The organism is Pseudonocardia sp. WMMC193, assembly GCF_021728735.1.
Taxonomy (GTDB): Bacteria; Actinomycetota; Actinomycetes; order Mycobacteriales; family Pseudonocardiaceae; genus Pseudonocardia; species Pseudonocardia oroxyli.
Genome location: NZ_JAKKDO010000003.1, coordinates 3,581,312 through 3,606,653, shown reverse-complemented (window position 1 = coordinate 3,606,653; position 25,342 = coordinate 3,581,312). Strand labels below are relative to the sequence as shown.

The 25,342-nt window shown below is 72.0% G+C and carries 28 protein-coding genes and 1 pseudogene; 15 read left to right on the top strand and 14 right to left on the bottom strand.

The annotated features are described in order from the left end of the window. Positions 1–23: 23 nt before the first annotated feature. Positions 24–203, bottom strand: a complete 180-nt coding sequence (locus L3X23_RS18580) for a hypothetical protein (RefSeq protein ID WP_237193391.1) — start codon at positions 201–203, stop codon at positions 24–26. A 59-nt stretch (positions 204–262) separates the two neighbouring features. Next, positions 263–733, bottom strand: a complete 471-nt coding sequence (locus L3X23_RS18575; RefSeq protein WP_237193390.1) for a GbsR/MarR family transcriptional regulator — start codon at positions 731–733, stop codon at positions 263–265. Between the two features lie 118 nt (positions 734–851). Here L3X23_RS18575 and L3X23_RS18570 point away from each other — a divergent pair, with 118 nt between their 5' ends. Both L3X23_RS18570 and L3X23_RS18565 read left to right on the top strand, forming a co-directional pair. Then, positions 852–1,790, top strand: coding sequence for an ABC transporter ATP-binding protein (locus tag L3X23_RS18570; RefSeq protein ID WP_308116918.1), 939 nt, complete (start codon positions 852–854; stop codon positions 1,788–1,790). Continuing rightward, positions 1,787–3,406: an ABC transporter permease gene (locus L3X23_RS18565; protein ID WP_237193389.1), complete on the top strand. Its 1,620-nt coding sequence runs from the start codon at positions 1,787–1,789 to the stop codon at positions 3,404–3,406. The genes L3X23_RS18570 and L3X23_RS18565 overlap by 4 nt, the downstream gene beginning before the upstream one ends. A gap of 1,330 nt (positions 3,407–4,736) precedes the next feature. Here the strand turns inward: L3X23_RS18565 and L3X23_RS18560 are convergent. Then, a complete protein-coding gene (locus L3X23_RS18560) occupies positions 4,737–6,365 on the bottom strand; it encodes an acyl-CoA synthetase (RefSeq protein ID WP_237193388.1) in 1,629 nt (542 codons plus the stop codon). Positions 6,366–6,492: 127 nt separating this feature from the next. Here L3X23_RS18560 and L3X23_RS18555 point away from each other — a divergent pair, with 127 nt between their 5' ends. Genes L3X23_RS18555 through L3X23_RS18545 form a run of 3 tightly spaced genes read left to right on the top strand, consistent with a single transcriptional unit; the run spans position 6,493 to position 9,614 of the window. Continuing rightward, complete coding sequence (locus L3X23_RS18555) at positions 6,493–7,644, top strand: acyl-CoA dehydrogenase family protein (protein ID WP_237193387.1); 1,152 nt, start codon at positions 6,493–6,495, stop codon at positions 7,642–7,644. After that, the gene (locus L3X23_RS18550) at positions 7,641–8,456 is read left to right on the top strand and encodes an enoyl-CoA hydratase/isomerase family protein (RefSeq protein WP_237193386.1); all 816 of its coding nucleotides are present in this window, start codon (positions 7,641–7,643) and stop codon (positions 8,454–8,456) included. Before L3X23_RS18555 ends, L3X23_RS18550 begins: the two co-directional genes overlap by 4 nt. A 12-nt stretch (positions 8,457–8,468) precedes the next feature. Further along, entirely contained in the window at positions 8,469–9,614 is a 1,146-nt protein-coding gene (locus tag L3X23_RS18545; protein WP_237193385.1) for an acyl-CoA dehydrogenase family protein, read from the top strand. Positions 9,615–9,907: 293 nt separating this feature from the next. Here the strand turns inward: L3X23_RS18545 and L3X23_RS36640 are convergent. The 3 genes and pseudogenes from L3X23_RS36640 to L3X23_RS36630 all read right to left on the bottom strand — a co-directional run. Next, positions 9,908–10,021 (bottom strand): annotated as a pseudogene (locus L3X23_RS36640) (acyl-CoA dehydrogenase family protein); the annotation flags it as partial. 1 nt (position 10,022) lies between these two features. Next, on the bottom strand, positions 10,023–10,346 hold the full coding sequence (locus L3X23_RS36635) for a hypothetical protein (protein ID WP_374204869.1): 324 nt from the start codon (positions 10,344–10,346) through the stop codon (positions 10,023–10,025). 3 nt (positions 10,347–10,349) lie between these two features. After that, positions 10,350–10,517 carry a hypothetical protein gene (locus L3X23_RS36630; RefSeq protein ID WP_374204868.1) on the bottom strand — a complete coding sequence of 56 codons (168 nt, stop codon included), beginning with the start codon at positions 10,515–10,517 and terminating at the stop codon, positions 10,350–10,352. A 358-nt stretch (positions 10,518–10,875) separates the two neighbouring features. On the opposite strand from L3X23_RS36630, the gene L3X23_RS18535 reads away from it, so the two are divergent. The 3 genes from L3X23_RS18535 (at position 10,876) to L3X23_RS18525 (ending at position 13,157) form a co-directional block, all read left to right on the top strand. After that, on the top strand, positions 10,876–11,199 hold the full coding sequence (locus L3X23_RS18535; RefSeq protein WP_374204867.1) for a CoA transferase: 324 nt from the start codon (positions 10,876–10,878) through the stop codon (positions 11,197–11,199). A 293-nt stretch (positions 11,200–11,492) separates the two neighbouring features. Beyond that, on the top strand, positions 11,493–12,386 hold the full coding sequence (locus tag L3X23_RS18530) for an SDR family NAD(P)-dependent oxidoreductase (protein WP_237193384.1): 894 nt from the start codon (positions 11,493–11,495) through the stop codon (positions 12,384–12,386). Between the two features lie 222 nt (positions 12,387–12,608). Further along, complete coding sequence (locus tag L3X23_RS18525; protein WP_237193383.1) at positions 12,609–13,157, top strand: cupin domain-containing protein; 549 nt, start codon at positions 12,609–12,611, stop codon at positions 13,155–13,157. On the opposite strand, the gene L3X23_RS18520 is transcribed toward L3X23_RS18525, so the two are convergent. Then, the gene (locus L3X23_RS18520) at positions 13,127–13,414 is read right to left on the bottom strand and encodes a hypothetical protein (protein ID WP_237193382.1); all 288 of its coding nucleotides are present in this window, start codon (positions 13,412–13,414) and stop codon (positions 13,127–13,129) included. The genes L3X23_RS18525 and L3X23_RS18520 overlap by 31 nt on opposite strands. A 152-nt stretch (positions 13,415–13,566) precedes the next feature. Between L3X23_RS18520 and L3X23_RS18515 the strand changes: the two genes are divergently transcribed. From L3X23_RS18515 to L3X23_RS18505, 3 genes are all read left to right on the top strand, one after another. After that, positions 13,567–14,340, top strand: a complete 774-nt coding sequence (locus L3X23_RS18515) for an enoyl-CoA hydratase/isomerase family protein (RefSeq protein WP_237193381.1) — start codon at positions 13,567–13,569, stop codon at positions 14,338–14,340. A 134-nt stretch (positions 14,341–14,474) separates the two neighbouring features. Next, entirely contained in the window at positions 14,475–15,593 is a 1,119-nt protein-coding gene (locus L3X23_RS18510; RefSeq protein WP_237193380.1) for an NDMA-dependent alcohol dehydrogenase, read from the top strand. A 303-nt stretch (positions 15,594–15,896) separates the two neighbouring features. After that, the gene (locus L3X23_RS18505) at positions 15,897–16,490 is read left to right on the top strand and encodes a TetR/AcrR family transcriptional regulator (protein ID WP_237193379.1); all 594 of its coding nucleotides are present in this window, start codon (positions 15,897–15,899) and stop codon (positions 16,488–16,490) included. Here the strand turns inward: L3X23_RS18505 and L3X23_RS18500 are convergent. After that, the gene (locus L3X23_RS18500) at positions 16,432–17,037 is read right to left on the bottom strand and encodes a TetR/AcrR family transcriptional regulator (RefSeq protein ID WP_237193378.1); all 606 of its coding nucleotides are present in this window, start codon (positions 17,035–17,037) and stop codon (positions 16,432–16,434) included. The two genes, L3X23_RS18505 and L3X23_RS18500, sit on opposite strands and share 59 nt — an antisense overlap. A 64-nt stretch (positions 17,038–17,101) precedes the next feature. Here L3X23_RS18500 and L3X23_RS18495 point away from each other — a divergent pair, with 64 nt between their 5' ends. Further along, positions 17,102–17,665 carry a PaaI family thioesterase gene (locus tag L3X23_RS18495; RefSeq protein WP_237193377.1) on the top strand — a complete coding sequence of 188 codons (564 nt, stop codon included), beginning with the start codon at positions 17,102–17,104 and terminating at the stop codon, positions 17,663–17,665. Next, positions 17,662–18,708 (top strand): BtrH N-terminal domain-containing protein, encoded by a 1,047-nt coding sequence (locus L3X23_RS18490; RefSeq protein ID WP_237193376.1) that lies wholly within the window; start codon positions 17,662–17,664, stop codon positions 18,706–18,708. Before L3X23_RS18495 ends, L3X23_RS18490 begins: the two co-directional genes overlap by 4 nt. Before the next feature lie 25 nt (positions 18,709–18,733). On the opposite strand, the gene L3X23_RS18485 is transcribed toward L3X23_RS18490, so the two are convergent. Then, the gene (locus L3X23_RS18485) at positions 18,734–19,021 is read right to left on the bottom strand and encodes a hypothetical protein (protein WP_237193375.1); all 288 of its coding nucleotides are present in this window, start codon (positions 19,019–19,021) and stop codon (positions 18,734–18,736) included. Beyond that, the gene (locus L3X23_RS18480; RefSeq protein ID WP_237198060.1) at positions 19,021–19,194 is read right to left on the bottom strand and encodes a hypothetical protein; all 174 of its coding nucleotides are present in this window, start codon (positions 19,192–19,194) and stop codon (positions 19,021–19,023) included. Before L3X23_RS18480 ends, L3X23_RS18485 begins: the two co-directional genes overlap by 1 nt. Positions 19,195–19,249: 55 nt before the next feature. Between L3X23_RS18480 and L3X23_RS18475 the strand changes: the two genes are divergently transcribed. Next, a complete protein-coding gene (locus L3X23_RS18475) occupies positions 19,250–19,684 on the top strand; it encodes a 2-keto-4-pentenoate hydratase (RefSeq protein WP_237193374.1) in 435 nt (144 codons plus the stop codon). 12 nt (positions 19,685–19,696) lie between these two features. Beyond that, positions 19,697–19,903 (top strand): 2-hydroxymuconate tautomerase, encoded by a 207-nt coding sequence (locus L3X23_RS18470; protein ID WP_237193373.1) that lies wholly within the window; start codon positions 19,697–19,699, stop codon positions 19,901–19,903. Between the two features lie 52 nt (positions 19,904–19,955). On the opposite strand, the gene L3X23_RS18465 is transcribed toward L3X23_RS18470, so the two are convergent. From L3X23_RS18465 to L3X23_RS18450, 4 genes are all read right to left on the bottom strand, one after another. Beyond that, a complete protein-coding gene (locus L3X23_RS18465) occupies positions 19,956–21,104 on the bottom strand; it encodes a PEP/pyruvate-binding domain-containing protein (RefSeq protein WP_374204996.1) in 1,149 nt (382 codons plus the stop codon). Between the two features lie 69 nt (positions 21,105–21,173). Beyond that, positions 21,174–22,319, bottom strand: a complete 1,146-nt coding sequence (locus L3X23_RS18460) for an acyl-CoA dehydrogenase family protein (protein ID WP_237193371.1) — start codon at positions 22,317–22,319, stop codon at positions 21,174–21,176. A 122-nt stretch (positions 22,320–22,441) separates the two neighbouring features. Further along, on the bottom strand, positions 22,442–23,998 hold the full coding sequence (locus tag L3X23_RS18455) for a long-chain fatty acid--CoA ligase (RefSeq protein ID WP_237193370.1): 1,557 nt from the start codon (positions 23,996–23,998) through the stop codon (positions 22,442–22,444). 139 nt (positions 23,999–24,137) lie between these two features. Beyond that, on the bottom strand, positions 24,138–25,292 hold the full coding sequence (locus tag L3X23_RS18450; RefSeq protein WP_237193369.1) for an acyl-CoA dehydrogenase family protein: 1,155 nt from the start codon (positions 25,290–25,292) through the stop codon (positions 24,138–24,140). Positions 25,293–25,342 lie beyond the last annotated feature (50 nt).

Here is a 25,342-nt window from a genome sequence, read left to right as displayed (position 1 = left end):
CTGCCGCTCCGTTACCGCAGACGTTAGCGGTCGTTTACGACGGTGGCCAGGGTGTCGGTCCGGACGCCGTCGTGCTGCAAGCCTGCGTGTGCCAGGTCGGCGGCGAGCGTGTGGCCGTTCGACATCGGGTAGGAAGTCGACTGCCAGTCGAGCGCACGGGAGTCGGCGCGCGCGTGCTGGTCGTCACCCTGCCTGCGAAGCACTCGGCGACAGTGATGGGCGGCAACGGGAAGGTGGAGGCTCCGAGGCGCCGACGCGGTCGTCATGCCCGGTGGTGGGCGCGGTGCTGTCTCCACTGGGCCATGAGTTCGGGGAACGACTCGCGCAGGAACTCGAAGAAGTCCCGCGCGTCGTCGATCCGCCGCTGAGCGGGCGAGCCGACCTCGACCACGGCGGAGGCGCTGGCGAGGGTGTCGGCCCACCGGGCGAATCGTTCGTCGGCCCGGATGAACGATTCGTACCAGATCTCGTCGAGGAGCTGATAAGCGTCGCGCCGAGAGCCCGGCTCCCGTACGCGTTCGAGGAAGCCCACGTCGGTCAGGTGCCGCACGGCACCGGAGACCGCGCCCGGGCTGATCGCGAGTTGCTGGGCGAGCTCCGCGGCGGTCAACCGACCGTCTGCCGAGACCAACACCGTTGCGAACACGCGCGCGGACATGCGGGGCCAGCCCGTGCTGGCCAGATCGAGGGCGAATCGCTCCGCGAACCGCACACGGTCCTGCTGTTCGGTCATCCCACCTCCAGGTAGCGATCAGACTCACCTCTCGACAGAATCCTACACAGTGTTCAATAGTTCGTGAATACTGTGAACGGCATCAGGAGCTCGATCTCGACCATGAACAGGAGAAGCAGTGACCACCATCAGCCAGGACTCTTCCGCCGGTGAGGCGGTGATCGAGGTCGAGAACCTCGTGAAGACCTTCGGCCGGTTCCGCGCCCTGGACGGGCTGGACCTGCGCGTCGACCACGGCGAGGTACACGGGTTCCTTGGTCCCAACGGCGCAGGCAAGTCGACCACGATCCGCGTGCTACTGGGGTTGCTGCGGGCCACGTCGGGCCGAGCTCGGCTGTTCGGCCGGGACCCCTGGGCCGACGCCACCGCGCTGCACCGGCGGCTGGCCTACGTCCCGGGCGACGTCACCCTGTGGCCCACCCTGACCGGCGGCGAGGTGATTGATCTTCTCAGTCGGACCCGTGGCGGCCACGACCCGGCACGGCGAGCGGAGCTGCTCGAACGGTTCGCCCTGGACCCGACCAAGCGCTGCCGCACCTACTCCAAGGGCAACAGGCAGAAGGTCGCCCTGATCGCCGCTTTCGCGTCCCCCGTCGAGCTACTGGTGCTCGACGAGCCGACCTCCGGGTTGGACCCCCTGATGGAGGCTGTGTTCGCCGAGGAGGTCGTCCATGAACGCGACGCCGGCCGCTCGGTGCTGTTGTCGAGCCACATCCTGTCCGAGGTCGAGTCGCTGTGTCACCGGGTCAGCATCGTGCGCGCCGGGAAGGTCGTGGAGTCCACGCCGCTGGCCCAGCTACGGGCGAACCGCCCGACCCTCGTCACCGCCGAGCTGGCCGGCCCCGCGCCCAGGCTTGCCGACCTGTCCGGGGTGCACGACCCCTCCTGGACGGGCACCACGTTCACCTGCCGGGTTGAGGCCGAGCACCTCGACGGGCTCCTGCGAGCCCTCGCCGACACCGGCCTACGCGGCTTGACCTGCCGGCCGCCGTCGCTCGAGGAGCTGTTCCTGGCCCACTACCAGGACGAGCCCACCCGGATCGAGGTGTCACGATGACCACCGTCACGACACCGTCGAACACCCGCCCGTCGGCATCGACCGCCCAGGCCGGGCTACCGATCGGCACCGGGGCACTGGCCCGCCTAGCGATGCGCCGTGATCGGCTCGCCCTCACCTGTTACGTCGTGCTGATACCTGTCCTCGCTGCCGCTCTGGCCTCCGCAGCGAGGACCGCCGCCGCCACACCGGCGGACGGGGCCGCGCTGGTCACGCAGGCCGCCGCCAACCCGACCCTGCTGGTGCTGCGCGGCCCGCTGTTCGGTCCGACCCCCGGCGCGCTCACCGCCCAGACGTTCGGGACCAGCGGCCTGCTGATCGTCGCTGTGATCAGTCTCCTGCTGGTAGTCAGGCACACCCGCGCCGACGAGCAGGCCGGGCGGGTCGAGTTGCTCGGCTCCACCGTCGTCCACCGCGCCGCCCCGGTCACCGCGGCCCTGGTCATCGTCGTCGCGGTCAACCTGGTCATGGCGGTTCTGACCGCGTTCGCCCTGCTCGGGGTCGGACTGCCGGCACCGGGGTCGGTGGCCTTCGGGCTGGGGCTGGGCACCGGCGGCGCCGTGTTCGCCACACTCGGCGCCGTCCTGGCGCAGTGGTGCGAACGAGCAGGGTCCGCCCGCGCGCTGGGGCTGCTGGCGACAGGCGTGCTGCTGCTCATCGCCGGAGCCGGCGACCTGAGTGGAACCGGCCTGGTCTGGGTGTCACCCTTCGGTTGGCTGCGCCACCTGCAGGCCTTCGCCGGTGAACAGTGGTGGGTACTTGCCGTGTTCGCGATCGTCGTGATCGCACTGGCGAGCCTGGCCGTGATGCTGTCCGCGCGCCGTGACCTCGGGGCCGGCCTGTTCGCACCGCGCCCCGGGCCGGCGACCGCCGGGGCGGGCCTTCGGGGCCCGATTGGGCTGGCGTGGCGGATCCAGCGCGGGTCGGTCACCGGCGGCGTCGTGGCCGCCCTCGTGCTCGGGCTCATCCTCGGCGCAGCGGTGACCACCAGCCGCGGACTGTTCGACACCCCCGCCTACCGCGAGCTCGCCGAAGCGCGTGGAATCGCCGACCCGGTCACGGCATTCCTGTCGCTCATGACCTACGTGCTGGCCCAGGCCACGGCGGCCGGTGCGGTCGCCGCTGCACTACGGGTGCGCTCCCAGGAGACCGGCGGCCTCGGTGAGCTGCTGCTCAGCGGACCGGTCGACCGCCGCCGTTGGGCCGGCGGGCACCTGGTCACCGCCGCCACGGTTGCCACGTCCACGCTGCTCGTCCTCGGCATCGGAACCAGCCTCGGTGCCGGCGCGGGTCAGATCGCCCTCTGTCTCGCCTACCTGCCGGCTTGCCTGGTGTTCGTCGGGCTGGCCGTCGCACTCACCGGTTGGGCGCCGCGACTCGCCGCCCCCGTGACCTGGGCCGTGCTCGGAGCTGTCGTGGTGGCCGACTTCCTCGGCGAGTTCGGGATCGTCGACCCCCACACCCTGCGCTACCTGTCCCCGTTCGTCGCCATCTCCGTCCCCCTGGCCGACGGCGCCGGCCTCACCTGGTCGATCGTCGTCCTGGTCGTACTCGCCGCCGTCCTCACCACCGCTGGACTGGAGCGCCTCCCCCACCGCGACCTCGACAGCGGCTGAGAGGCCCCGCGCCGACGGACTGTCTCGTGGTCGTCGTGCCGAAGCCTGCTCAGACGACCGTCAGGGATCTCGACGCTCGCGCTGAGGATGTTCGGGCCAGGGTGCGGGCCAGTGTCCGTGTCGGGTTCGGGGACTGTTGCAGGGGTAGCGCCGGGCGATCTCATCGGCGGCCGGGCCGAGGCTGCGCGCCAGGGCGGTCGGGTAGGTCCGTTGGGTAGCGCCGTGATAGGACGACGTTCCCGAGGTGTTCGTCGACGGGGTTGCCGTAGAGGACCGGCACCGCTGTGGCCCAGTCGGCTCGGGGTACCGCCCCGGGTCGTCTGGCAAGGATCCCGGAGCCGACCGCGCCGCCACCCGGCTGGCGCAGCTGCCAGATGTTCTGCTGGGCCGGCTCGACCGCAACGGCCACCCTGTCGTCCCCGCGCGGATCGGCACGACCACGACCGAAGGGATCGAACTCGACGTCCGCGGCGTCCGACCACCGGACGGTGGACGCCGCGCCGGCCTCACCGGCCACTCCTCCACCCGCTACGTCACCGGCCGGCACCACCGTGTCCACACCCTCGCGCTGCGGGTCGGCCGGCTCGACGTCACCGACACCGTCACCTACGCCCCGCACACCGCGAAAGGCCACCACCTGCCGCCGTCGCCCACGCCCTACCGTCTCGCCGTCGGCGCCATGGACCCGCAGTCGGGCACGACGGGCTCGACGTACCGGCTTGTCGGACAGCCTCAACGCCGAATCCGAGCCCACGTGATGTCCCCGCGGCATCGTGACACGGGGCTGCCCTTCGACCGCCGTTCCACACAGGGAGGGAGCAGGGGTGCGTGCCGTTGGGGCTCGGCTGCGGGAAATCGGGACGGAGGGGGCGGCCGAGGCAGGTCGCCCCGCCGGCGCGCTGGGGCCGGCCCAGCGTCGCGCCCGCTTGATCCTCTCCGGGTGAGGTCGTGCTCCGGCAGCGTCGCCTCGTCGCGGTCCTGGTCGGGCTCGACGCGGTCGGCGAAGTAGCGTCCGGCTGCGTTCCCGCGTCCACAGAGACCGGCTCGGGGACGGGGGAGTGTGGGGCGAGCTGGTCGCCTCGGGGTGCGCACGCCTCGACCAGGGCACGACCTTCGTCTCGGGTGACGCGTCGATGTCCGCGCTCAGCCGCCGGCCCGTCGACCTCGCGGTTCGGCACCGCCCGGTGGATCGCGGTGGCCGTCGCCCCGCCGCCGTCGACGTAGTCTTCGTGCTCGACCAGCAGCGCCACCACCGAGCCGCCGCCGGGTGCCCGGAGGATGCGCTCGAACGCCGGCAGGTCGGACGTGACCGGGGCCTCGCTCGAGCCGCTCACGAGCGCGCGTCGATTTCGCGCAGTTCGACCCGCCGGATCTTGCCCGTGACGGTCTTGGGCAGCTCGTCGAGGAAGCCGACCTCCCGCGGATGGTTCCACCCGCCCGCGGTGCGCCTGCAGTGCTCGACGAGCTCGGCCGCCAGCTCGTCGGAGCCTTGGTATCCGGCCCGCAGGGCGATCCACGCCTTGACGATCTGCCCGCGCTGGGGGTCCGGCTTGCCGACCACCCCGGCCTCGGCCACCGCCGGGTGGGCCAGCAAGGCCGCCTCGATCTCCGTCGGGCCGATTCGGTAGCCGCCGCTGGAGATGAGGTCGTCCTGGCGGCTCTGATACCAGAAGTAGCCGTCCTCGTCCATCCTGGCCAGGTCTCCGGTCCACTGCCAGCCGTCGTGCAGCATGGACGCCGTGGCCTCGGGGTTCTGCCAGTAGCCCTGGGTCAATGCCGGGTAGTCCGGCCGGGACACGATCTCGCCCACCGTGCCGACCGGCACCTCCTGGCCGTGCTCGTCGACCACCGCGACGGTGAGGAAGGGCAGCGCGGGGCCGAGGCTGCCCGGCTTGATCGGCATGTCGGCGCGGTTGGTGCACAGCCCGGCGCCGTTCTCGGTCTGGCCGTAGCACTCCACGATCGGCGTGCCGAACCGCGCGCGCGACCAGGCCAGCGTCTCCGGGTCGAGCGGCTCGCCGACGGTGCCCAGCCTGCGGATCGGCACCGGGCCGCCCTCGTCCGGGCGGCCCGCCTCCCCGGCGCGCAGCATGCGCCAGGCCGTCGGCACGGTGAACATGGCGGTCACGCCCTCGGCCCGGATGATGTCCCACCAGCGGCCGGCGTCGAACTCGCCCTCGAAGGTGACGAAGCCCTGGCCGTAGCCGAGCGTGCCCAGGCTCAGCAGGACTCCGGTGACCCAGGCGAGGTCGGAGGTGGGCCACATGGTGTCCTCCGGCCGCAGGTCCAGCACCAGGCCGATGAGGGCCAGCGCGCCGACCACGAGCTGGTGGCCGTGCACCGAGCCCTTGGGGCGCCCGGTGGTGCCGCTGGTGTAGAAGAGGAACGCCGGCTCGTCGGCGGCGGTGTCGACCACGTCGAAGGACGCCGGCGCCGCGGACATCCGCGCCGGGAGGCCGTCCGGTCCGTCGTCGTCGACGAGGATGACGGTGGCCCCGGCCGCGTCGGCGGCCGTGCGCACCGCGGGCTCGTAGCGGCGGGCGGTGACGATGACCGACGGCTGCCCGTCCGCGACCCGGACCGCCACCCCGTCGGGGCCGAAGGTGGTCGACAGGCAGCTCCATATCCCGCCGAGCTTGAGCACCCCGAGCAGCGTCGCCCAGTGCTCCGGGACGCGCGGCAGCATGGTGAACACCCGGTCGCCGCGCGCCACACCCGCCGCCACGAGCGCCCCGGCCGCGCGGTCGGACATCTCGGCCAGTTCGGCGAAGGAGACGTCGCGGGTCGAGCCGTCGACGCCCAGCCAGCGGATGGCCCGCCGGTCGGGGTCACGGTGGCGGTCACACACCTGTACCGCGACGTTCATCCGCTCCGGAACGCGCCAGGTGAACGTCGTGGCGATCTCGGCGTTGCTCTGGTCCCGCAGCCGGGAGTAGAAGGCCAGGTCCACGTCGCCCATGTGCCGCTCCTGTGTGCTCAGCGTGCCGTCGAGTCGGGGTTCGGCTGTATCGCACCGCTTTTGGTGTGATTATCATCCCTATTGTCGAGCCGGAGCAAGCGTGCGAACGGCCCTGAGGGAGCTGCACATGGACTTCACGCTCAGCCCACGGGAACAGGAGTGGGTCGCGCGGGGCAAGGAGCTGGCCGAGGAGTTCGCCCCGCTGGCGGCCCGGTGGGACGAGGAGTCCCGCTTCCCCGAGGAGAACCATCAGCGGCTCAAGGAGCTCGGGCTGCTCGGCGCCGCCCTGCCCGCAGAGCTCGGCGGGGGAGGGGCGTCGCTGGTCGAGTGCTACCTGTTGGTCGAGGAGATCGCCAAGACCTGTGCGAACACGGCGCTGTTGGTGCACGACCAGAACGTCTCGGGCCGCATCCTCGCCACCCACGGCGGCCCGGCGCACCGTGAGCTGCTCGAGCGCCTGGTGCGCGGCGAGATCGAGATCACGATCGCGATGACCGAGCCGCATGCGGGCTCGGCGCTGCACGAGATGACCACCAGCGTCCGGCGCGACGGCGACGAGTGGGTGGTCAACGGTGGCAAGACCTACAACTCCTTCGGCGACCGCGCCGCGGCGCACCTGGTGTACGCCCGCTTCGCCGAGACCGTCGGCGCCGAAGCGATCGGCATGGTCGTCGTCGAGTCCGACCGGCCGGGCGTGTCGCACACCCTCATGCCGCGCAAGCTGGGCATGCACGGCATCGAGGAGGTCGATCTGCGCTTCGACGACGTGCGGGTGCCGGCGGAGAACGTGGTCATCGAGGGCGTCGCCGGCTCGAACGCCGGGTTCGTCAGGCCGCTGGAGATCTACAACGCCACCCGCGTCGGCATGGGGGTGATGGCGCTGGGCATCGCCCAGGGCGCGATGGACTACGCCATCGCGCACCTGCGCTCCCGGCGGCAGTTCGGCCGCTACCTCGGCGAGTTCCAGGGTCTGCAGTGGATGCTGGCCGACTGCGCGATCCGGGTCGAGGGCGCGCGGCTCCTCTGCTACCGGGCGCTGGCCGAGGTCGACGCCGGGCGGACCTCGGCCTACCACTCGGCGTGCGCCAAGGTGGCCGCGACCGAGGGTGCCTTCCAGGTGGTTGACGACTGCCTGCAGATGCTCGGCGGCGCCGGCTACTTCTCCGGCGCGCCGCTGGAGCGGATGCTGCGCGACGTCCGGATGTTCAAGATCACCGGAGGGACGACCCAGGTGCTGAAGAACACCATCGGCAAGGCCCTGATCGGCGCGCTGCGATGAGCGGGTCCACACCCGCCGCGCCGGCGGTGGTGGTCGAGCGGGAGGGCCGGCTGGGGGTGGTGCGGCTCAACCGGCCGACCAAGCTCAACTCGCTCGACGCCGAGGCGATCCAGGGGGTCCGGGACGGCTTCGCCGCGCACGGCGCCGACGACGCGGTGACCGCGGTGCTGCTCGAAGGCGAGGGCCGGTCGTTCTGCGCCGGGGGCGACCAGAGCAGCGGCAGCCAGGGCGCAGGGCGGCCGGACGGCGCCTACGGCTGGTACTGCTACCTCGCCAGGGAGGCCAACAGCCTGGTCCGGCAGCTCGTCGGGTTCGACAAGCCGGTCGTGGCCGCGGTGCAGGGGCACGTCTACGGCGCCGGGATGTCGCTGGCCATGATGGCCGACGTCGTCGTGGCCGCCGCCGACGTCCGGTTCAGTACCGCGTACCTGCGCATCGCCAACAAGCCCGACTTCGGTGCCACCTACCTGCTGCCGCGCCGGGTCCCGAGCCTCTCGGTCGCCAAGGATCTGCTGTTCACCTGCCGGGTCGTCGAGGCCGACGAGGCGCTGCGGCTCGGCCTGGCCAACCGGGTCGTGGACCCCGGTCGGCTGCGCGCCGAGGCGCGCGCGCTGGCGGGCGAGCTGGCCGATGGGCCGCCGCAGTCTCTGCGCATCACCAAGCAGATCCTTGACCGGTCCCTCGACTGCGACTTGGAGACGGTGCTCGCGATGGAGGCGTTGGGGCACGGGATCGTCAAGGTCTCCAAGGACCACGCCGAGGGGGTCGCGGCGTTCTTCGCCAAGCGCGCCCCCACGTTCACCGGAGAGTAAGGAGGCACGGAGATGGACTTCGAGCTCACCGCCGAGCAGGACGAGCTGCGCGCCACCGTGCGGGAGATGATGGACCGTGAGGCTCCCGAGGAGTACCTGAGCAAGCTCGACCGGGACCACCTGTTCCCCCACGAGCTCTACCAGCGGTGGGTGGACATGGACCTGCTGGCCATGCCGTTCCCGAGCCGGTACGGCGGACTCGACGGCGGGGTGCTGGAGTTCATCGTCACCGCCGAGGAGATCGGCCGGAAGGGATACGACCTGGCCGGCGCCTACGGGATGAGCATCCTGCTCGGTCTGCTGCTGGTCCGCCACGGCACCGAGGAGCAGATCCAGGCCGTCGTCCCCGACATCGTCCGCGGCCGCCGCCGGCTCTCGATCTCCATCACCGAGCCGGAAGCGGGCTCGGACGCCGCGGCCATGCGCACCTACGCCGAGCGCGACGGTGACGAGTACGTGGTCAACGGGCAGAAGGTGTTCTCCACCGGCGCGGGGCTCCCCGACAACACCATCCTGCTGTTCGCGCGCACCAAGCGGGAGGACCGCAAGTCGATATCGTGCTTCATGGTGCCCAACGACAGCGCGGGACTGCGGATCGTCCGGCTCGACACCCTGGGCCGCCACTCCATGGGCACCAACGAGCTCTACTTCGACGACCTGCGCGTCCCGGCGGAGAACCTGATCGGCGAGTTGCACGGCGGCTGGCACGTGCTGATGTCCGGTCTGGAGCTGGAGCGCACCATGACGTGCGCGGCCTATGTGGGCAACGCCCAGACGGTGGTCGACCAGGCGCTGGCTTACGCGAAGGAGCGTAGGCAGTTCGGCCGGCCCATCGGCGACTTCCAGGCAATCGCCCACATGCTCGCCGACATGCAGACTGCCGTCGACGCCGCGCGTCTGCTGACCTATCGGGCGGCCGACCTGGTGGCGCGGGGCAAGCCGGCCCGCCAGGCCGTGGCCATGGCCAAGCTCTTCGGCTCCGAGACCTTCGTGGACGTGGCGAACAAGGGCATGCAGGTCCTCGGTGGCTACTCCTACATGATGGAGTTCCCGATGCAGCGCCACTTCCGCGACGCCCGGATCACGACCGTGACGGCGGGCACCTCGCAGATGCAACGCCAGCACATCGCCCAGACGATGGGCCTGCACCCGAAGTGAGGCGAGACCGCCGCCGGTGACACCGCCGTGTCGCGGCGGCCGCTACGCCGGACGAAGGGAGACCCGAGGATCGTCACCACGCACGCCCGCGTCGCCCCCTCGCCGATCGAGAAGGACGTCAAGGGTACCGACCCTCGTGATGCCGGTGCCCATGATCTCGACGTTGCGCGTGACCTCGCTCCCGTCTGGGCGGGTCGCCCCGCCTCAGTGGCTGCGCGGCACTGCAGGCTGTGCTGGGCCACGAAGCTGAGGACCATCTCGCGGCTGATCGGCGCGGTGCGCATCAGCAGGGCCGGTCCCCACGCGGTGGCCAGGCCGTACTCGGTGGCCATGCCGTTGCCGCCGTGGGTCTGGACGGCCTGGTCGAGTGCCAGGATGCCGGCCTCGGCGGCCGCATACCTGGCCATGTTAGCGACCGATGCCGTTGCCCAGCGCGGCTCCCAGGATCCGCTCGGGGTTGAGCCCGTGGAAGACCTGGCGCAGACCGTCGTTCTCCACACCGATCAGCTTCTTCGCCGGGACCCGCACGCCATCGAAGAACAGCGTGAACTGCTTCTCCGGCGTGGTGGCCTCGACGGGGACGACGGTGCGCTCCAGCCCCGGTGCATCGGTCGGCACGACGATCAGGCTGGGCCGGCCGCGTCCCCGGTCGTCGGTGGAGGTGCGGGTGACCACGAGGATGGCCTCCGCCTCGTCGACCCCGGAGACGTACCACTTGGTGCCGTTGGGCACCCACTAGCCGCCGACCTTCTTGGCGTTGACCGAGATGTTGTGCGAGTCCGAGCCCGCGTTGGGCTCGGTGATGGCGAAGGCCATGACCGTCTCGCCGCTGGCGATGCCCGGCAGCCGGCGCTGCTCGAGTTCGTCGCTGCCGAAGCGCTCGACAACGCTGCCGCCTGCCACAGCTCCGTCGACTTCCGGTCGGACCGCGGCTTCTGCAGGAAGTACCCGTGCCCGAAGTCGCGAGCGATCGCTCCGACCGCCTTGCGTAGGTCCTGCCGCTCCACGGTCTCGAACGGATCCGCCATCACTGCTCCCGTCGTGCCGGTGGGCTGGACCAGGACCAGGCCTGCCGGGTCACGGTGGTCACGGGAGCCGGCAAGGCGTTCGCCGCCGGGGCGACCTCGACATGGTGCTGGGCCAGGCCGACGACTTCACACGGTTGTCGGCCCCGCTACCCCCCCGGACCCCGCGACGAGGTCGTCCCGGCGGCCCTGGAGGTCGCCTGCGAGCTCGCCGCCCGCCCGCGGAACGTGCTGCGGTGGACGAATCCTTCGCTCAACCACCGGGTGCGCCGCGGCTGGTCGAGAAGGCCGACATGCTGCTCGAGGGACCGCGCCCGGGGGTCACAGAGCGGCTGTGGGTGGGCCCGGACGACTGCCGGGCGCGGAACCCGCGGCTGGTCTGCGGCCGGATGACCGGATCGGGCCAGGACGGCTCGATGGTGGCGCGGGCGGGTCACGACGTCACCCACATCTCGCTGACCGGTGCGCTTGGGCAGCCGGAGAAGCCGATGGCGCCGCTGACCCTGGTCGGCGATGTCGGCGGCGGGTCGATGCTGCTGGTCGCTGTGCGTCCAGGGTAGGTGGACCTACCGGCACGCGTCGACACCACTGTCGGGGGTGGCGCCCGGATCTGCGACACCTCCCGGTGCGCCGTTGGCGCCTTCGTGGCCGTGGTCGAGTTGGACGGCGTCACTGTGGCGGCGCCCGCCCCGCTTCTCCCGCACGCCGGCTGTGACACCGACTCGGTGCCGGCCGACTGCGCCGGCGCCGTGTAGAAGGGTTCAGCGCGCCGCGTGCGACGCGGTATGCGGCTGCGCTCGGCTGGACGACGACGGACGACAGGCGGCTCACCGCCGGAGGAGGGGTAGGGCACATGCCGGGAGTGGACGGACGGGCGGCGATCGTCACGGGAGCGGGGCGCGGGGTCGGTCGGGAGCACGCGCTGAGGCTGGCCAGGGCCGGTGCCCTGGTGGTGGTCAACGACCCGGGTGTGGCCGCGGACGGGACCGGTGAGGTCGACGCCACCCCGGCCGAGTCCGTGGTCGGGGAGATTCAGGCGGCGGGCGGGGCGGCGGTGGCCGACCATCACGACATCTCCACCGAGGAGGGCGCCCGCGCGGTCGTCCAGACCGCACTGGACGCTTTCGGGCGGATCGAGATCGTGGTCAACAACGCGGGCATCCTGCGTGACGCCACGTTCCACAAGATGACCACCGAGCAGTGGAACGCGGTCCGCCGGGTGCACCTGGACGGTACCGCCTACGTCACCCACGCGGCGTGGCCGCGTTTTCGCGAGCAGCACTACGGGCGGCTCGTGGTGACCACCTCCGGTGCCGGGCTGTACGGCAACTTCGGTCAGACGAACTACGCCGCGGCGAAGCTGGGGGTGGTCGGAATGATCAACACTCTGGCCCTGGAGGGGGCTCGCTACGGGATCCGGTGCAACGCGATCGCGCCGGTGGCGATGACCCGGATGACCAACGGCCTGCTGGAGTCCGGCACGGACCTCGACCCGCGCTGGGTCGCCAGTGCGGTGGGGTGGCTGTGCACCGAGGAGTGCGAGCTCAACGGTGAGACCGTGCGGGTGAACGGCCCGCACTTCAGCCGGGTGCGCATGCTCGAGACGGCCGGCGTCGACTTCGAGACCTTCCCCTCCGACGAGGAGCTGCACGCCCGCTGGGCCGAGATCAGCGATCTGACCGGAGCCGAGGAGGGCAGGCCGGCCGTGGCGGTCGCCCGGGAGAAGCGCATCTCCCCCGGCGGCTGACCGGCGGGGACGACGGCCCGGGCAGGCCGCCGGGACGTGGTGGCTCCGGCCTGGTCCGCGTGAAGCGCATCCGCCCGGGCGCCGTCGATCCGCGCGGTGCTCGCGAGCCGCTTCGCATGTTAGGTTGGCCGGGGCCGACCGGCCCCGACCCGCGACGGGCGGGCCGAACGGGCGGACGGCGGACAGCTGGACTCCGGCCGCCCCGACTGAGGGGTCACGTCAATGGCGATCGAGATCCGGCGAGTGGTCACCGGGCGGGACGCGAAGAACAAGTCGGTGTTCACCTCGTCCGGCCCAGCCGAGGTCGTCGACCTCGGCGGTCTCGGCGTGATGAACCTGTGGGGCACGGGCGACGGTGGCGCGCAGGTCGACTCCGACCCGGCGGAGCGTCCCGAGTTCTTCCCGTTCTTCCCGCCCAGCAGCGGCCACGGCACCCGCCTGGTCGCTGTGCACTTCGCGCCGGAGGCGGCAGGCGGCGGTGACGAGCCCAGCCCGGGGGAGGCGGCCGCGGCCGCCGAGGAGATGGAGCGGCTGCAGCCGGGACTGGCGTCGGCCTTCGAGCCCGATGCCCCCGGGATGCACACCACCGACACCGTCGACTACGGGATCTGCGTCCGCGGCGAGGTGTGGCTCGAGCTCGACGACGGCGCCGAGGAGCGGATCACCCCGGGCACGGTGGTCGTGCAACGCGGAACCAGGCACGCGTGGCGCAACCGCAGCAGCGAGCCGGCGACGGTGGTCTACGTGCTGGTCGGCGCGCGGCGGGACTGAGGAGCCCGCCGACCGGCCGGGCGGCGCGCCCGCCGGGCTGGTCGGCGCAGCCGGCCCGACAACCCCGACACGACCGGCCCGCCCGGCAGCTCCAGCATGTCGCTGCGCCGGGCGTCGTCGGCCGTGGCGGGGCCGACGACGACCGCGTCGGCACCCGCGTCGAAGAAGTTCTTCAGCCGTGCGAGCGCCGCGTCGGGCGGACCGTGCGGGCCGAACTCCGCTCGGGCCGTCGACCCGCTGAGTCGGAGTGTCATCATTGCGCGAGTTGCGGAGGGTGTGACGGGCGTCCCGTGCAGGGACGTGCGGCGGCCGGTCCGGTGGGCGATGCGGCCGCAGACCGTGGCCGGCCGGGCCACGGAGCGGCGGGTCACCCGGCGACGCGACCACAGCGGATGGGAGAACAGCGGCGATGACGAGTACGTCTGCGGACCACCTGACGGTCGAGATCAGCGGGCATGTGGCGGTGGTGGAGCTGAACCGCCCTCCGTCCAACTTCCTGAGCCTGGAGTTGATCTCGTCGCTGGCCGACACCTACGACCGGCTCGACGCCGACCCCGACGTGCGGGCGATCGTGCTGGCCGCTGCCGGGAAGCACTTCTGCGCGGGCGCCGACTTCGGAGGCGACGGGTTGAGCCAGCTGGCCTCCGCGGCGGACCTGTACGGGGAGGCGGTCCGGATCTTCGAGGCGGCCACCCCGGTGGTGGCCGCGGTGCAGGGCGGAGCGATCGGTGGTGGACTCGGGCTGGCCCTGTCCGCCGATTTCCGGGTGGCCGGTCCCGGCACGCGCTTCGCGGCGAACTTCACCCAGCTCGGGTTCCACCCCGGCTTCGGCATCACCGCCACCCTGCCGCCGCTGGTGGGCCAGCAGCGTGCCGCCGAGCTCATGTACACCGGTGAGCGGCTGCCCGGGCCCCGGGCGCACGAGATCGGGCTGGCCGACGAACTGGTGGCCGACGCGGAGATCCGGTCGGCGGCAACCGCGTTCGCGGCCCGGATCGCCGCCGCCGCACCGCTTGCGGTAGTAGCGGTGCGCGCCACCCTGCGCCGGGGGCTGGCCGACCGGGTGCGGGCCGCCACCGCCGTCGAGGCTCGTGAGCAGGCCCGGCTGCGACAGACCGAGGACTTCCGCGAGGGCGTCGCCGCGTACGGCGAGCGGCGGCCCGCACAGTTCCAGGGGCGATGAGCCCCGCCCTTCTCGACGTGAGCCGCCGTGCTTCCGCGGCCGGCAGACGGCGCGCAGGTTGTGCTCGGCCGGTCTGGTTGACCGTGTCGACGGGCCGGGACTAGCGTGCAGGCCAAGAACGGGAAGGGGCTCGTGTGAAGACGCGCGCGGCGATCCTGCGGGGCAGCCCGGGGAGGTTTGAGACCGCGGAGCTGGATCTGGACGAGCCCGGTCCGGGTGAGGTGCTGGTCCGGATGGCCGCTACCGGCCTGTGCCACTCCGACGACCACTTGCAGACCGGACACATGAAGATGCGGCTGTACCCAGCCGTCGGCGGTCATGAGGGCGCCGGGGTGGTCGAGCAGATCGGCACGGAGGTGCACGGCCTGACCGTCGGCGACCATGTCGTGTTCAGCTGCATGATCTCCTGCGGGCACTGCTCTTTCTGCGCCCGCGGGATGCAGAGCCTGTGCGACATGGGGAAGTTCATGCTGGTCGGATCCCGGGGTGACGAGCCGCCGACCTATCGGATGCACCTCGACGGTGAGCCGGTCGCCCAGTTCGGCGGCCTGGCAACGTTCTCCGAGTACACGACTGTGGATGCTCGGGCGTGTATCCGGATCGACCAGGACATCCCGCTGGACGTCGCATGCCTGGTCGGCTGCGGGGTCAGCACCGGATGGGGCTCCGCGGTCAATTCCGCCGGGATCGAGGTCGGCGACACCGTCATCGTCATGGGCGTCGGCGGTGTCGGCATCAACGCGGTCCAGGGCGCGGCACACGCCGGTGCGGAGAACGTCATCGCGGTCGACCCGGTGGCGCTCAAGCGCGAGACGGCCGAGCGGCTGGGCGCGACACACGCCCTGACGTCCATCGAAGAGGCCAACGATCTGGCTCGCAGCTTCACCAACGGGCAGGGCGCCGACTCGGCCATCGTCACCGTCGGGGTGACCACGGGCGAGCACATCGCGCAGGCCTTCAGCTCCATCCGCAAAGCCGGCACCGTAGTGGTCACCGGCGCCGGGGACGGCCGGGAGGTGGGGCTCCCGGTGCCGATCACCGAGCTGGTCATGTACCAGAAGCGGATCCAGGGGGCGGTGTTCGGGTCGACCTCGCCGACAGCGGACATTCCGCGCCAGCTCTCGCTCTACCGCTCAGGCAGGCTCAAGCTCGACGAGTTGATCACCGCCCGCTACCGCATCGACCAGGTGGCGGAGGGATACGAGGATATGCACGCCGGCAAGAACATCCGCGGCGTGGTCGTGTTCGATTGACGTCCGGGAGGTCCACAGGACATCGACCCTGCTACTCGACTCGGCGGGCGCCTGGTCGAGTTGCTGGAGTTGTCCGCGGCCGGGGTTCTCGGTGCGGCGGGCGTCGGGTCCTTGGTGGAGGAGGGCTGGGTGGGTTGAGCGGCCGCGCGGGTCGGGCGCCCTGGCGGAGTATAATTCTCGCGGAGGGGGTGGTGGATGTCCACGCCGAACTCTGGTGGTGGTGATCCCAGTGTGCGGCGCCGACCCGGGCGGCCGCGCCTGACCGAGCCGTCTCCCGATCACGTCCGCCGGTTGGGGGAGATCGTGGAGACGGCGGCGGTGGTGTTCCATGAGAAGGGCTACGACGCCGGCTCGCTCGACGATGTGGCTGCTGCGATGGGCTTGCGCAAGGCGAGCCTCTACCATTATGTGCGGAGCAAGTCTCATCTGCTGTACCTCGTCTTCGACCGGGCGATCACTCTCGCGCTCGCGCGGTTGGACGAGTTGGGTGGGATCGTGGACCCGCGGGAACGTCTCGTGGCCCTGGTCGAGCACCAGGTGCGGCTGATCGCCGAGGATCCCAGCCTGTTCGCGGTCTTCTTCGACCAGCGTCCGCGCCTGGACGGGCCGTTCGACAGTGAGATCCGGGCGAAGGAGCGGACCTATGTCGGCCGGATCGGCGCTGTCGTCGGCGCGGCGGTCGACGCGGACGTACTTCCGGCGGTGGACACCCGTTACGCCGCGCATGCCGTGCTGGGCATGACGAGTTGGTTGTACAAGTGGTTCGTGCCCGGCCGGGACGACCCGGTCGAGACGGCCCGCACCATGGTGCGGCTGATCGTGGGCCCTGCTCGCGTCGTCACTCCGGCTCCGCTGATGCGAGCAGGGTGCGCAGATACGGGCTCAGCACCGCACTGATCGCGTCCGCGGCGGCGTCGATGTCGCGGTCGGGTGCCATGACGTGGCTCACGACGAGGCGGGCGAAGGCTTCCGCGGCGATCTGCAGGGGCGCTGCGTCGACCTCGGGGCGGCGTCCGACCACGTGCGCGACCAGCACCCGTGTGGCGACGTCGACCAGTGAGGCTGCGCCGGCCCGCAGCGAGTCGCCCAGGTCGGGCCCGTCGCCCGCGACGAGGTGTCGGACCAGGGGGTCCGCCCGTCCCGAAGAGATCAGGAATGCGGCCGCTCCGCGCACCGGGTCGATGGCGTCGGGCCGCGCGAGCAGCCGGGAGAGCGCGTCGAGCAGATGCCCGGACCGCGCCGCCACGACCTGGCGTAGGAGTTCGGGTCGCGATCCGAACTCCGCGTACAGGGTTTGCCTGCTGATGCCGACCTCGGCCGCGACGTCGGCCATCCGCAGGCTCGACCAGCCGTCGCGGCCGCCGAGGCGTTCCGCGGCGTCGAGGGCGGCGTGACGCAGACGACCCCGAGCCGCGCCCGAGAACCTTCTCCCGCGGTCGGCCACCGCGTAATCTTGACACCGCAGTTCATCGTGTCAAGAAGGTCTTCCGTCCCCGACAGGAGCATCCGTGACGACAGCACCCACGCCGCTGCCCGCCGAAGCGGTCCGGCTGGACCCGCACGGGCCGGCATGCTTCGGCTGCGGGCCCGCCAACCCCGGGGGCATCGGGCTCGAGGTGTTCCGGGTCGGCGACGAGGTGGTCGCCGACGTGGTGTTCCCGGAGCGGCTCGCCGGGGCGCACGGAGTGGTCCACGGCGGGGTGGTGGCGTCGGCGTGTGACGACCTGATGGCCTTCCTGCTCTACGTCCTCGGCAAGCCGGCCGTCACCCGCAGCCTGACCGTCGACTACCTGGCGCCGGTGCCGGTCGGTGAGCCGCACCGGCTGCGCGGGCGCATCGTCGAGCGGGCAGGGCGCCGGGTCGTGATGTCGGCCGTCGGCGAGGCCGCCGACGGCACGGCCCGCTTCACCGCCGACGCGGTCTTCGTCGAGGTCGACCTCGCGCACTTCGCGAGGTTCCGGCCCGATGCCGCGGAGGACCCGTTCTCCCGGTTCGACGCGCGGCGTGCGGATCCGTTGGACCCGGTGGCCGAGGTGGCCGAGGTGGCCGCGGTGGCCGAGGCTCAGCGGTGAGCGCGGCACTGGTGTCCGGGTACCCGCACCGGATGGCGGGACACTGCGGGTCCGGTGCGTTGCGCGACCTGCTCGAGTGGGCGGGTCTGACCTACGGACAGGCTCCGCTCGGCGAGGGCTTCGCCTTCGGGGTCGGCGGGGTCATCGGGTTCAGCTACCTGCGCGCCCCCGGCCTCGGGACCCCGTTCTACCTGGTCGGTAGGGGGTCGGCCCTGACCGAGCAGTTCAGCGCGCGACTGGGGGTCGGCTGTGAGCGGCACGCCACCGACGACCCGGTCGAGGGATGGGAGGGGGTGCGGGCGGAGCTCGACGAGGGCAGGCCCGTCCTGTGCTGGGCCGAGATGGCGGAGCTGCCCTACCTGCGGGTCTCGATGCGGATGACCCGGCATGACATCGTGCTCACCGGGCACGACGACCGGGCCGACACCGTGACCGTCGTCGACAACGACCGGGCGGACCCGCAGACGGTGTCGCGGGCCGACCTGGCGAGGGCACGGTCGGCCCAGGGGTTCCCGGCGCCGACGCGGCACACCTGGTACCGGCTTCGGTTCCCCGAGCGCCTCCCCGACGTGCGTGTGGTCGCTGCGTCCGCCTGTGCCGACGCCGCCCGTGAGCTGGCGTCGCCTTCCGCACTGCCCGGGATGCCCGGCGGCGCGGCCACCGGAATCGCCGGCGTCGAGCGGTTCGTCGGCGACCTGGACCGGTGGTCGGGCGACTTCGACGAGGCCGGTCTGGACAGGGCGCTGTTCACACTGTGGGTGTTCGTGGAGAAGGCGGGCACAGGAGGCGGGCTGTTTCGCAGGCTGCAGGCCGAGTTCCTCGCCGACCTCGCCGAACTGCTGCCCGAGCCGGCAGTGGCCGAGGCGAGGGACGCGTGGGCCCTGCTCGCGCGTGCGTGGACCGACCTGGCGGACCACGCCAAGGCGAAGGGACCCGTGGCCGCGCGGCTCGGCGAGGTCCGCAGGCACGCGCAGGCGCTGCCGGACCTGGAGGCCCGGGCGGCCGCGTCCCTGGGCGCGGTCGCGGACGCGCTCGCTCCCTGACCCGGGGCTCCCGGGGGTCTACGGGTCAGCGCTGGACGCCGATGGCCTGCCAGACCTGTAGCAGCGCCTCCTCCGCCTCGAGGTCCATGTCCCACCCGTAGGGCTTGGCGAAGGTGAACACCTGGGGCTCGGGATGGGTCTCGTCACTCGTGTCGTACATCGTGACCGACACCGAGCGGTCGCCGACGGCGACGAAGAAGAACTCGCGGTAGTCCGACAGCGCCACCTCGAACAGGCTCACCCGCGCGTCCGGGCGGGTCATCGTGACCCGCCAGGAGGTGCGTCCGGGAGCGCCGGCGCTCACCGCGCCCATCAGAGGTACCGTCGGTTGGCGGTGTCGGCGGGGACGGTGATGCCGAGGGCCTCGAGCATGGGTCGGGTGTCGGCGATGTACTCGCGGCGCAGGTCCTCGTTGTTCTTGGTGCGCAGGCCCCAGCGGACGTAGGCGTCGGAGAAGTCGGAGTCCGAGCGGCCGAACATGTCCAGGGCGGCGGGCCACCAGATGTGGATCTTCTCGTTGGCCTCGGCGAGGCCTTCGGGGGTGGCGCTTCGTTCGGCCGCCGGTGAGCTCGCCGGGTGGAAGCTGGGGCTGACCTCGCGGGCGAAGCAGGCGCAGGCGGGGAGGTACCGCGACTATAGCTTCACGACCGCCGACGTGGTCGCCGACAACACCTCGGCGTCGAGGTTCGTCGTCGGTGCCCCGGTCTCGCCGCAGGGCATCGACCTGCGCCTGGTCGGTGTCGTCCTGGAGAAGAACGGCGTCGTCGCGGGGACGGCGTCGGGAGCGGCCTCGCTCGGGCACCCCGCCGCGGCGGTCGCCTGGCTCGTCCGCTGTCTCTCCGCGGAGGGCCTGTCGCTGCGGGCCGGTCAGGTCGTGCTGTCCGGAGGGCTGACCGCCGCCGTCCCGGTCGGTCCCGGGGATGTCGTCGTCGCCTCGATCGACCGGCTCGGCTCGGTCGAGCTCGCCTGCCGGTAGGAGGGATCCGTCATGCCGTTGGTCCAGGTCACGTTGGCGCGTGGGCGCACGCCCGAGCAGCTGCGTGCGCTCGGTGAGCTGCTCACCGCCGCCGTCGAGGAGGCGGTCGGGGCTCCCCGGGCGTCGGTGCGCGTCGTGCTCAGCGAGTGCGAGCCCGAGCACTGGTTCGTCGGGGGTGAGACCCTGGCCGCACGTCGGGCACAGAACACCGTCCCGTAGCCCCGCGGGTCCCGTAGCCCGCGGGTCCCGCCGACCCGCGGGCTCCCGTGGGTCAGCGGTTCCCGCTCGCCCAGCCGGCCGGGTCGTGGCGTGGCGGTGGTCCGGTCGCCGTCATGGGTCGGGCTTGCACGACGTGCACCGGTCCGCCGGGTCCACGACCCTGCTCGACCACCCACTCGACGTCGGCCGGGGCGTCGAGGTGGTGAGCGACGGCGGCGGCCAGGGCGCCGACGGCGCCGAGTTCCTCGGTGTCGAGGACTCGCCCGCGGGCGAGTTCGGGGTGTGCGGAGAACGCCACCCCCGACGACCGCGCGTCGAGCAGGCGCTGGACGCCGACGGCGGTCGCCCACCCTGCCGGGTCGAGCGGCCCGCCGGCGATCGAGCGGCGGTACGCGACCGCGCGTTCGGTGAACAGCGACGCCCAGCTCGCCCGGACCGCGTCGAGGACATCCTGGGCTCCGGTGACACCGAGGAGTGTCTCGTGCATCCCGGCGAAGCTCGCGTCGGAGCCGTCCTCGGCGGGTGCCGAGGAGCGCACCGCGACGGGCAGCTCGCGGCGTTCGCCGCGCTGGGAGAGCGCGGCGTAGGCGGCTCGCACCGCCGCGGCCTGCGACTCCGCGACCGGGGTCCGCAGCACGAGGTCGCGGGCCGCGGCAGCCGCGGCCGCCGGCTCGGTACCGACCCTGGCGAACACGTCGCGGAGCGCGGCGCCGAGCCCGGACCGGGCCAGGTGCGTGGCGAACGCCGCGGTGGTCACGGTGAAGCCGTCGGGCACCGGCGCCACCCCGGCCCGCAGCAGGTCGGACAGCCGCGCCATCTTCGTGCCGACGAGCGGGGCCGGGGTCTCCGCGTCGTCGAGCCACACGATGTCGCGTCCCGCCACGGCGATCGCGCCGCCCGTCTCGCGCGGTCGGGCGCGGGCCGGAGCCCGCCGGGCGGTGCGGGGCCCGGTGCGGTGCCCGTGCACGGGGTCACCGGTCCGTCCGAGCACGGTCACCGTGCCCGTGGTGCCGTCGACCTCGACGAGGTCGCCGTCGGCGATGGCCGTGGTGGCGGTCCCGACCGCGGTGACGGTCGGGATCCCGTACTCCCGGCCCACGATCGCGGCATGGCTCAGCGTCCCGCCACTGTCGCAGACGGCCGCGGAGATGACCGCGAACGTCGGCGTCCAGCTGGGGGTGACGGACTCACACACCAGCACGGAACCGGGTTCGAGTCGGTGCACCTCGTCGCCGGTGGAAGGCGTCGCTCCGCCCTCGGACCATCCGGTTCAGGGCGCGAAGCCACGGCCGAGGAGATGGCGGGCGACGACCAGCTTGGCGACCTGGGCGGTCCCGTCGGCGATCTCGAACGCCATCACGTCCCGCAGCCGCTGACCGAGCGGGCTGTCCGTGCCCCACCCCGCGTGGCCGAACGTGAGCAGCGCCTGGTGGACCACCTCGCCCGCGGTCTTGGGCGCGAACCACTTCGCCATGTTCGCCGCGACGGAGTGCTCGAGGCCCTGGTCCTTGCGCCACAGGGCCTCGTAGCAGAGGTGCCGTGCGGCGGCGAGCCTGGTCGCCTGCTCCACCAGCGGGAACGCCACGCCCTGGTGGGTCCCGATGGGCCGGCCGAACGCCTCGCGGGTCCGCGCGTACTCCAGCGCGTCCTCCAGCGCCGCTTCGGCCACCCCGACGCACATCAGGCCGATCACCGCGCGGGAGTAGTCGAACCCCTGCATCACCGAGACGAAACCCGCGCCCTCGGCGCCCACCAGCTCGTCCCGGCTGACCGGCACCCCGTCGAAGTGCAGGGAGGCCCGCCCGATGGCCCGTCCGCCGTGGTCGTCCAGCGGGGTGCGGGCGACCCGCCCGTCGTGCAGGTCGACGTAGAAGGCGCTGACCCCCCGCGCCCCCGGCCCGCCGGTCCGGGCGAAGACGACCCCGGTGTCGGCGACCATGCCCGTCGAGATCGACGTCTTCTCGCCGACGAGGCGCCAGCCGGCCCCGTCGGGAACCGCCCGCAGCGCGAGGTTCGCCGCGTCCGACCCGTGTCCCGGCTCGGTGAGCACCAGCGCGCTCACCGTGGAGCCGTCTGCGATCGACGGCAGCCAGCGGGCCAGCTGCTCCTCCGAGGCGTTGCCGACCAGGATGTCGGAGTTGAGCGCGGCGACCAGGAGCAGGTAGCACGCGTTGACGTCGGCCTTCGAGACCTCCTCGGCGGCGAGTCCGGTGGTGACCGCGTCGGCCGCCTGGCCGCCGAAACGCTCGGGGATGCGGAGCCCGGTCAGGCCGACACCGGCCAGCTGGCGGGGCAGCTCGGGTCGCATCCTGGCCGCCCGGTCGTCGCTTTGGTAGTGCGGCGCGAGCTCCTTCGCCGCGAAGGCCGCCACCTCCCGGCGGAACAGCTCCTGGTCCTCATCGAGTCCGTAGTGCACCTGGGACTCCCGTCCTATGCGTCAGTGCCGGTACCGAACAATCAGTATGAGGATCACCCTAGAAGGCCGGTGGGGTCGGCGCCAAGGCGCCGACCCCACCGGCCTTCAGCCACGTGCGGGGTTCACCGTTGGACGACGCCGCCCTCGACGCCGGTGAAGCGCTTGCGCAGCTCGGTCTTGAGCAGCTTGCCGGTGGCGTTGCGGGGCAGTTCCGCCACAATGTGCACCTCGCGCGGGCACTTGAAGTGGGCCAGGCGCTCCCGGCACCAGGCGATCAGCTCGTCGGCCGAGGGCGGCTCGCCCGCGCCGGGGTCGGGCACCACGACGGCGACCACCCGCTCGCCCCACTTCTCGTCGGGCCCGCCGACGACGGCCGCGTCGAGGACCCCCGCGTGCCGGAACAGGACCTGCTCGACCTCGATCGGGTAGACGTTCTCACCGCCCGAGATGATCATGTCCTTCTTGCGGTCGACGAGCGTGATGTAGCCCTGCTCGTCCATCCTGCCGAGGTCCCCGGTGTGGAACCAGCCCCCGCGAAACGCCTCGGCGGTGGCCTCCGGCTTCATCCAGTAGCCGCCGAAGACGTTCGGCCCGCGCACGATCAGCTCACCCACGGTGCCGGCGGGCAGGTCGCGGTCGTCGGCGTCGACGATGCGGCCTTCGACGTGCATCGCGACCCGCCCGATGGAGCCGGCGCGGGTGGAGATGTTCTCGGCGTCGAGCACGGAGACCAGCGGTGCGGTCTCGGTCATGCCGAAGCCCTCGGTGAACGGGACCCCGCGGGCGGCCATGAAGTCGATGACCGTGAGCGGGACCGGCGACCCGCCACCCATGCCGAACTGCAGGTGCGAAAGGTCGTAGGAGTCGAAGTCCGGGACCTGGGTCAGCGCCGACCACATTGCCGGCACCATGAACTGCACCGTGACCTTGTTGTCGGCCATCACTTTGAGGGTGCCGACCGGGTCGAACGACGGCAGGATCACGCTCGTGCCGCCGACGTAGAGCAGCGGCAGGGTGTGCACCCCGAGGCCGCCGATGTGGAACATCGGCGCCACCGCGACCGTGACGTCGCTGCCCCGCAGGCCCTGGTCGGTGCCCAGCATGTTGATGGCGTTCCACAGCAGGTTGTCGTGGGTGAGCACGGCGCCCTTCGGGCGGCCGGTGGTGCCCGAGGTGTACATGATGAAGGCCGGGTCGCGGCCGTCGACGTCTCCGCCGGGGGCCTCGGCGGGCGCGGCGGCCACGACCTCCTCGTAGGCGAGCTCGCCGTCGGCGGGAGGTCCCCAGGCCCGCACGGCGTGCCGCGCCCGCACGCCCGGCTCGCCCAGCGCCGCCGTGGCGGAGGCGGCGAGCGGCTCGTGGAAGACGAACACGTCCGCACCGGAGTCGGCGAGGATGTAGCCGATCTCCGGCCCGGCCAGCCGGACGTTCAGCGGCACGGTGATGGCACCGATCTTCGCGCAGCCGAGCAGCACCTCGATGAACTCGATCGAGTTCACCAGCAGGATCGCCACCCGGTCGCCCTTGCGCACGCCGAGCCCGGACAGGGCCGACGCCACCTGGTCGGTTCTGCGGTGCAGCTCGGCGTAGGAGATCTCCCGGTCACCCACGACGAAGGCGGTGCGGGTGCCATTGAGGAACGCCCGCTTGCTCACCCACTGTCCGATACCACGGTCCATGTGTGCTCCTTGGTGCCCGCAAGGTGCCCCGCGGGGCGACTCGTCATTGAGGGGGCGCCCGGTCCCCATCCACGGACCGGGCGGAGCACGCGGCGCCGCTCGTGCCCGTCGGATAACGGACACGGGCGGACAAACGTGCTCAGTACGATCGTGGCAGCTTCAGGCTGTGCTGCGCCACGAAGTTGAGGATCATTTCTCGGCTGATCGGCGCGGTCCGCATGAGCCGCGCCGGCCCCCACAGCGTGGCCAGCCCGTACTCGGTGGCCATGCCGTTGCCGCCGTGGGTCTGGATCGCCTGGTCCAGAGCGAGGATGCCGGCCTCGGCCGCGGCGTACTTGGCCATGTTCGAGGCCTCGCCCGAGGCGGGGTCGCCCGCGTCGTGCAGCAGCGCCGCCCGCTGGGTCATCAGCCGCGCGAGCTCGACCTGGATCTTGGCGTGCGCGAGCGGGTGCGACACGCCCTGGTGCGAGCCGATCGGCACGTCCCAGACCTTGCGCTCGCGGGCGTAGGCCGAGGCCTTGTCCAGCGCGTAGCGGCCGATCCCGTTGCCGAGCGCGGCACCCATGATCCGCTCGGGGTTGAGACCCATGAACACCTGCCGCAGCCCGTCGTTCTCGGCGCCGATGAGGTTGCCGGCGGGCACCTTCACGTCGTCGAAGAACAGGGTGAACTGCTTCTCCGGGGTGACCGCCTGCACCGGGATGACGGTCTTGGTCAGCCCGGGCGCGTCCGTCGGCACGACGACCAGGCTGAGCCGGCCGCGACCGTGGTCGTCGGTAGCGGTGCGCACCACGACCAGGATGGCCGCGGCCTCGTCGACCCCCGAGATGTAGTACTTGGTGCCGTTGAGCACCCACTCGTCCCCGACCCGCCTGGCGGTCGTGGAGATCTCGTGCGAGTTCGATCCCGCGTCCGGCTCGGTGATGGCGAACGACATGATGACCTCGCCGCTCGCGATGCCCGGCAGCCACCGCTGCTTGAGCTCGTCGCTGCCGAACGCCTGGATGATCGTCCCGCAGATGGTGGGCGAGACGACGGTCATCAGTAACGGGCAGCCGGCCGCGGCCAGCTCCTCGCCGACGATCTGCATGTCGTAGATGCCACCGCCGCCCCCGCCGTACTCCTCGGCGATGTTCACGCCGAGGAACCCCTGCTTGCCGACGGTCTGCCAGAGCTCGGTGCTCTTCTCCCCGGCGAGGGACTTGGTGACGTAGTAGTCGTGCCCGAAGTCCTTGGCGATCTCGGACACTGCCTTGCGGAGGTCTTGGCGCTCCTCGGTCTCGTGCAGCTGCATCTCGCTCCCTACCACGGTCGGGCGCACCGCCGGGCGGCGGCACGCATGTC

Bases quoted from the DNA above. Each gene is read 5' to 3' on its own strand.
- L3X23_RS18525 (WP_237193383.1), top strand. From the start codon at position 12,609: ATGGCGATCGAGATCCGGCGAGTGGTCACCGGGCGGGACGCGAAGAAC.
- L3X23_RS18455 (WP_237193370.1), bottom strand. From the start codon at position 23,998: ATGGACCGTGGTATCGGACAGTGGGTGAGCAAGCGGGCGTTCCTCAAT.
- L3X23_RS18575 (WP_237193390.1), bottom strand. From the start codon at position 733: ATGACCGAACAGCAGGACCGTGTGCGGTTCGCGGAGCGATTCGCCCTC.
- L3X23_RS18520 (WP_237193382.1), bottom strand. From the start codon at position 13,414: ATGATGACACTCCGACTCAGCGGGTCGACGGCCCGAGCGGAGTTCGGC.
- L3X23_RS18565 (WP_237193389.1), top strand. From the start codon at position 1,787: ATGACCACCGTCACGACACCGTCGAACACCCGCCCGTCGGCATCGACC.
- L3X23_RS18450 (WP_237193369.1), bottom strand. From the start codon at position 25,292: ATGCAGCTGCACGAGACCGAGGAGCGCCAAGACCTCCGCAAGGCAGTG.
- L3X23_RS18485 (WP_237193375.1), bottom strand. From the start codon at position 19,021: ATGGGCGCGGTGAGCGCCGGCGCTCCCGGACGCACCTCCTGGCGGGTC.
- L3X23_RS18555 (WP_237193387.1), top strand. From the start codon at position 6,493: ATGGACTTCACGCTCAGCCCACGGGAACAGGAGTGGGTCGCGCGGGGC.
- L3X23_RS18515 (WP_237193381.1), top strand. From the start codon at position 13,567: ATGACGAGTACGTCTGCGGACCACCTGACGGTCGAGATCAGCGGGCAT.
- L3X23_RS18530 (WP_237193384.1), top strand. From the start codon at position 11,493: ATGCCGGGAGTGGACGGACGGGCGGCGATCGTCACGGGAGCGGGGCGC.
- L3X23_RS18560 (WP_237193388.1), bottom strand. From the start codon at position 6,365: ATGGGCGACGTGGACCTGGCCTTCTACTCCCGGCTGCGGGACCAGAGC.
- L3X23_RS18545 (WP_237193385.1), top strand. From the start codon at position 8,469: ATGGACTTCGAGCTCACCGCCGAGCAGGACGAGCTGCGCGCCACCGTG.
- L3X23_RS18550 (WP_237193386.1), top strand. From the start codon at position 7,641: ATGAGCGGGTCCACACCCGCCGCGCCGGCGGTGGTGGTCGAGCGGGAG.
- L3X23_RS18470 (WP_237193373.1), top strand. From the start codon at position 19,697: ATGCCGTTGGTCCAGGTCACGTTGGCGCGTGGGCGCACGCCCGAGCAG.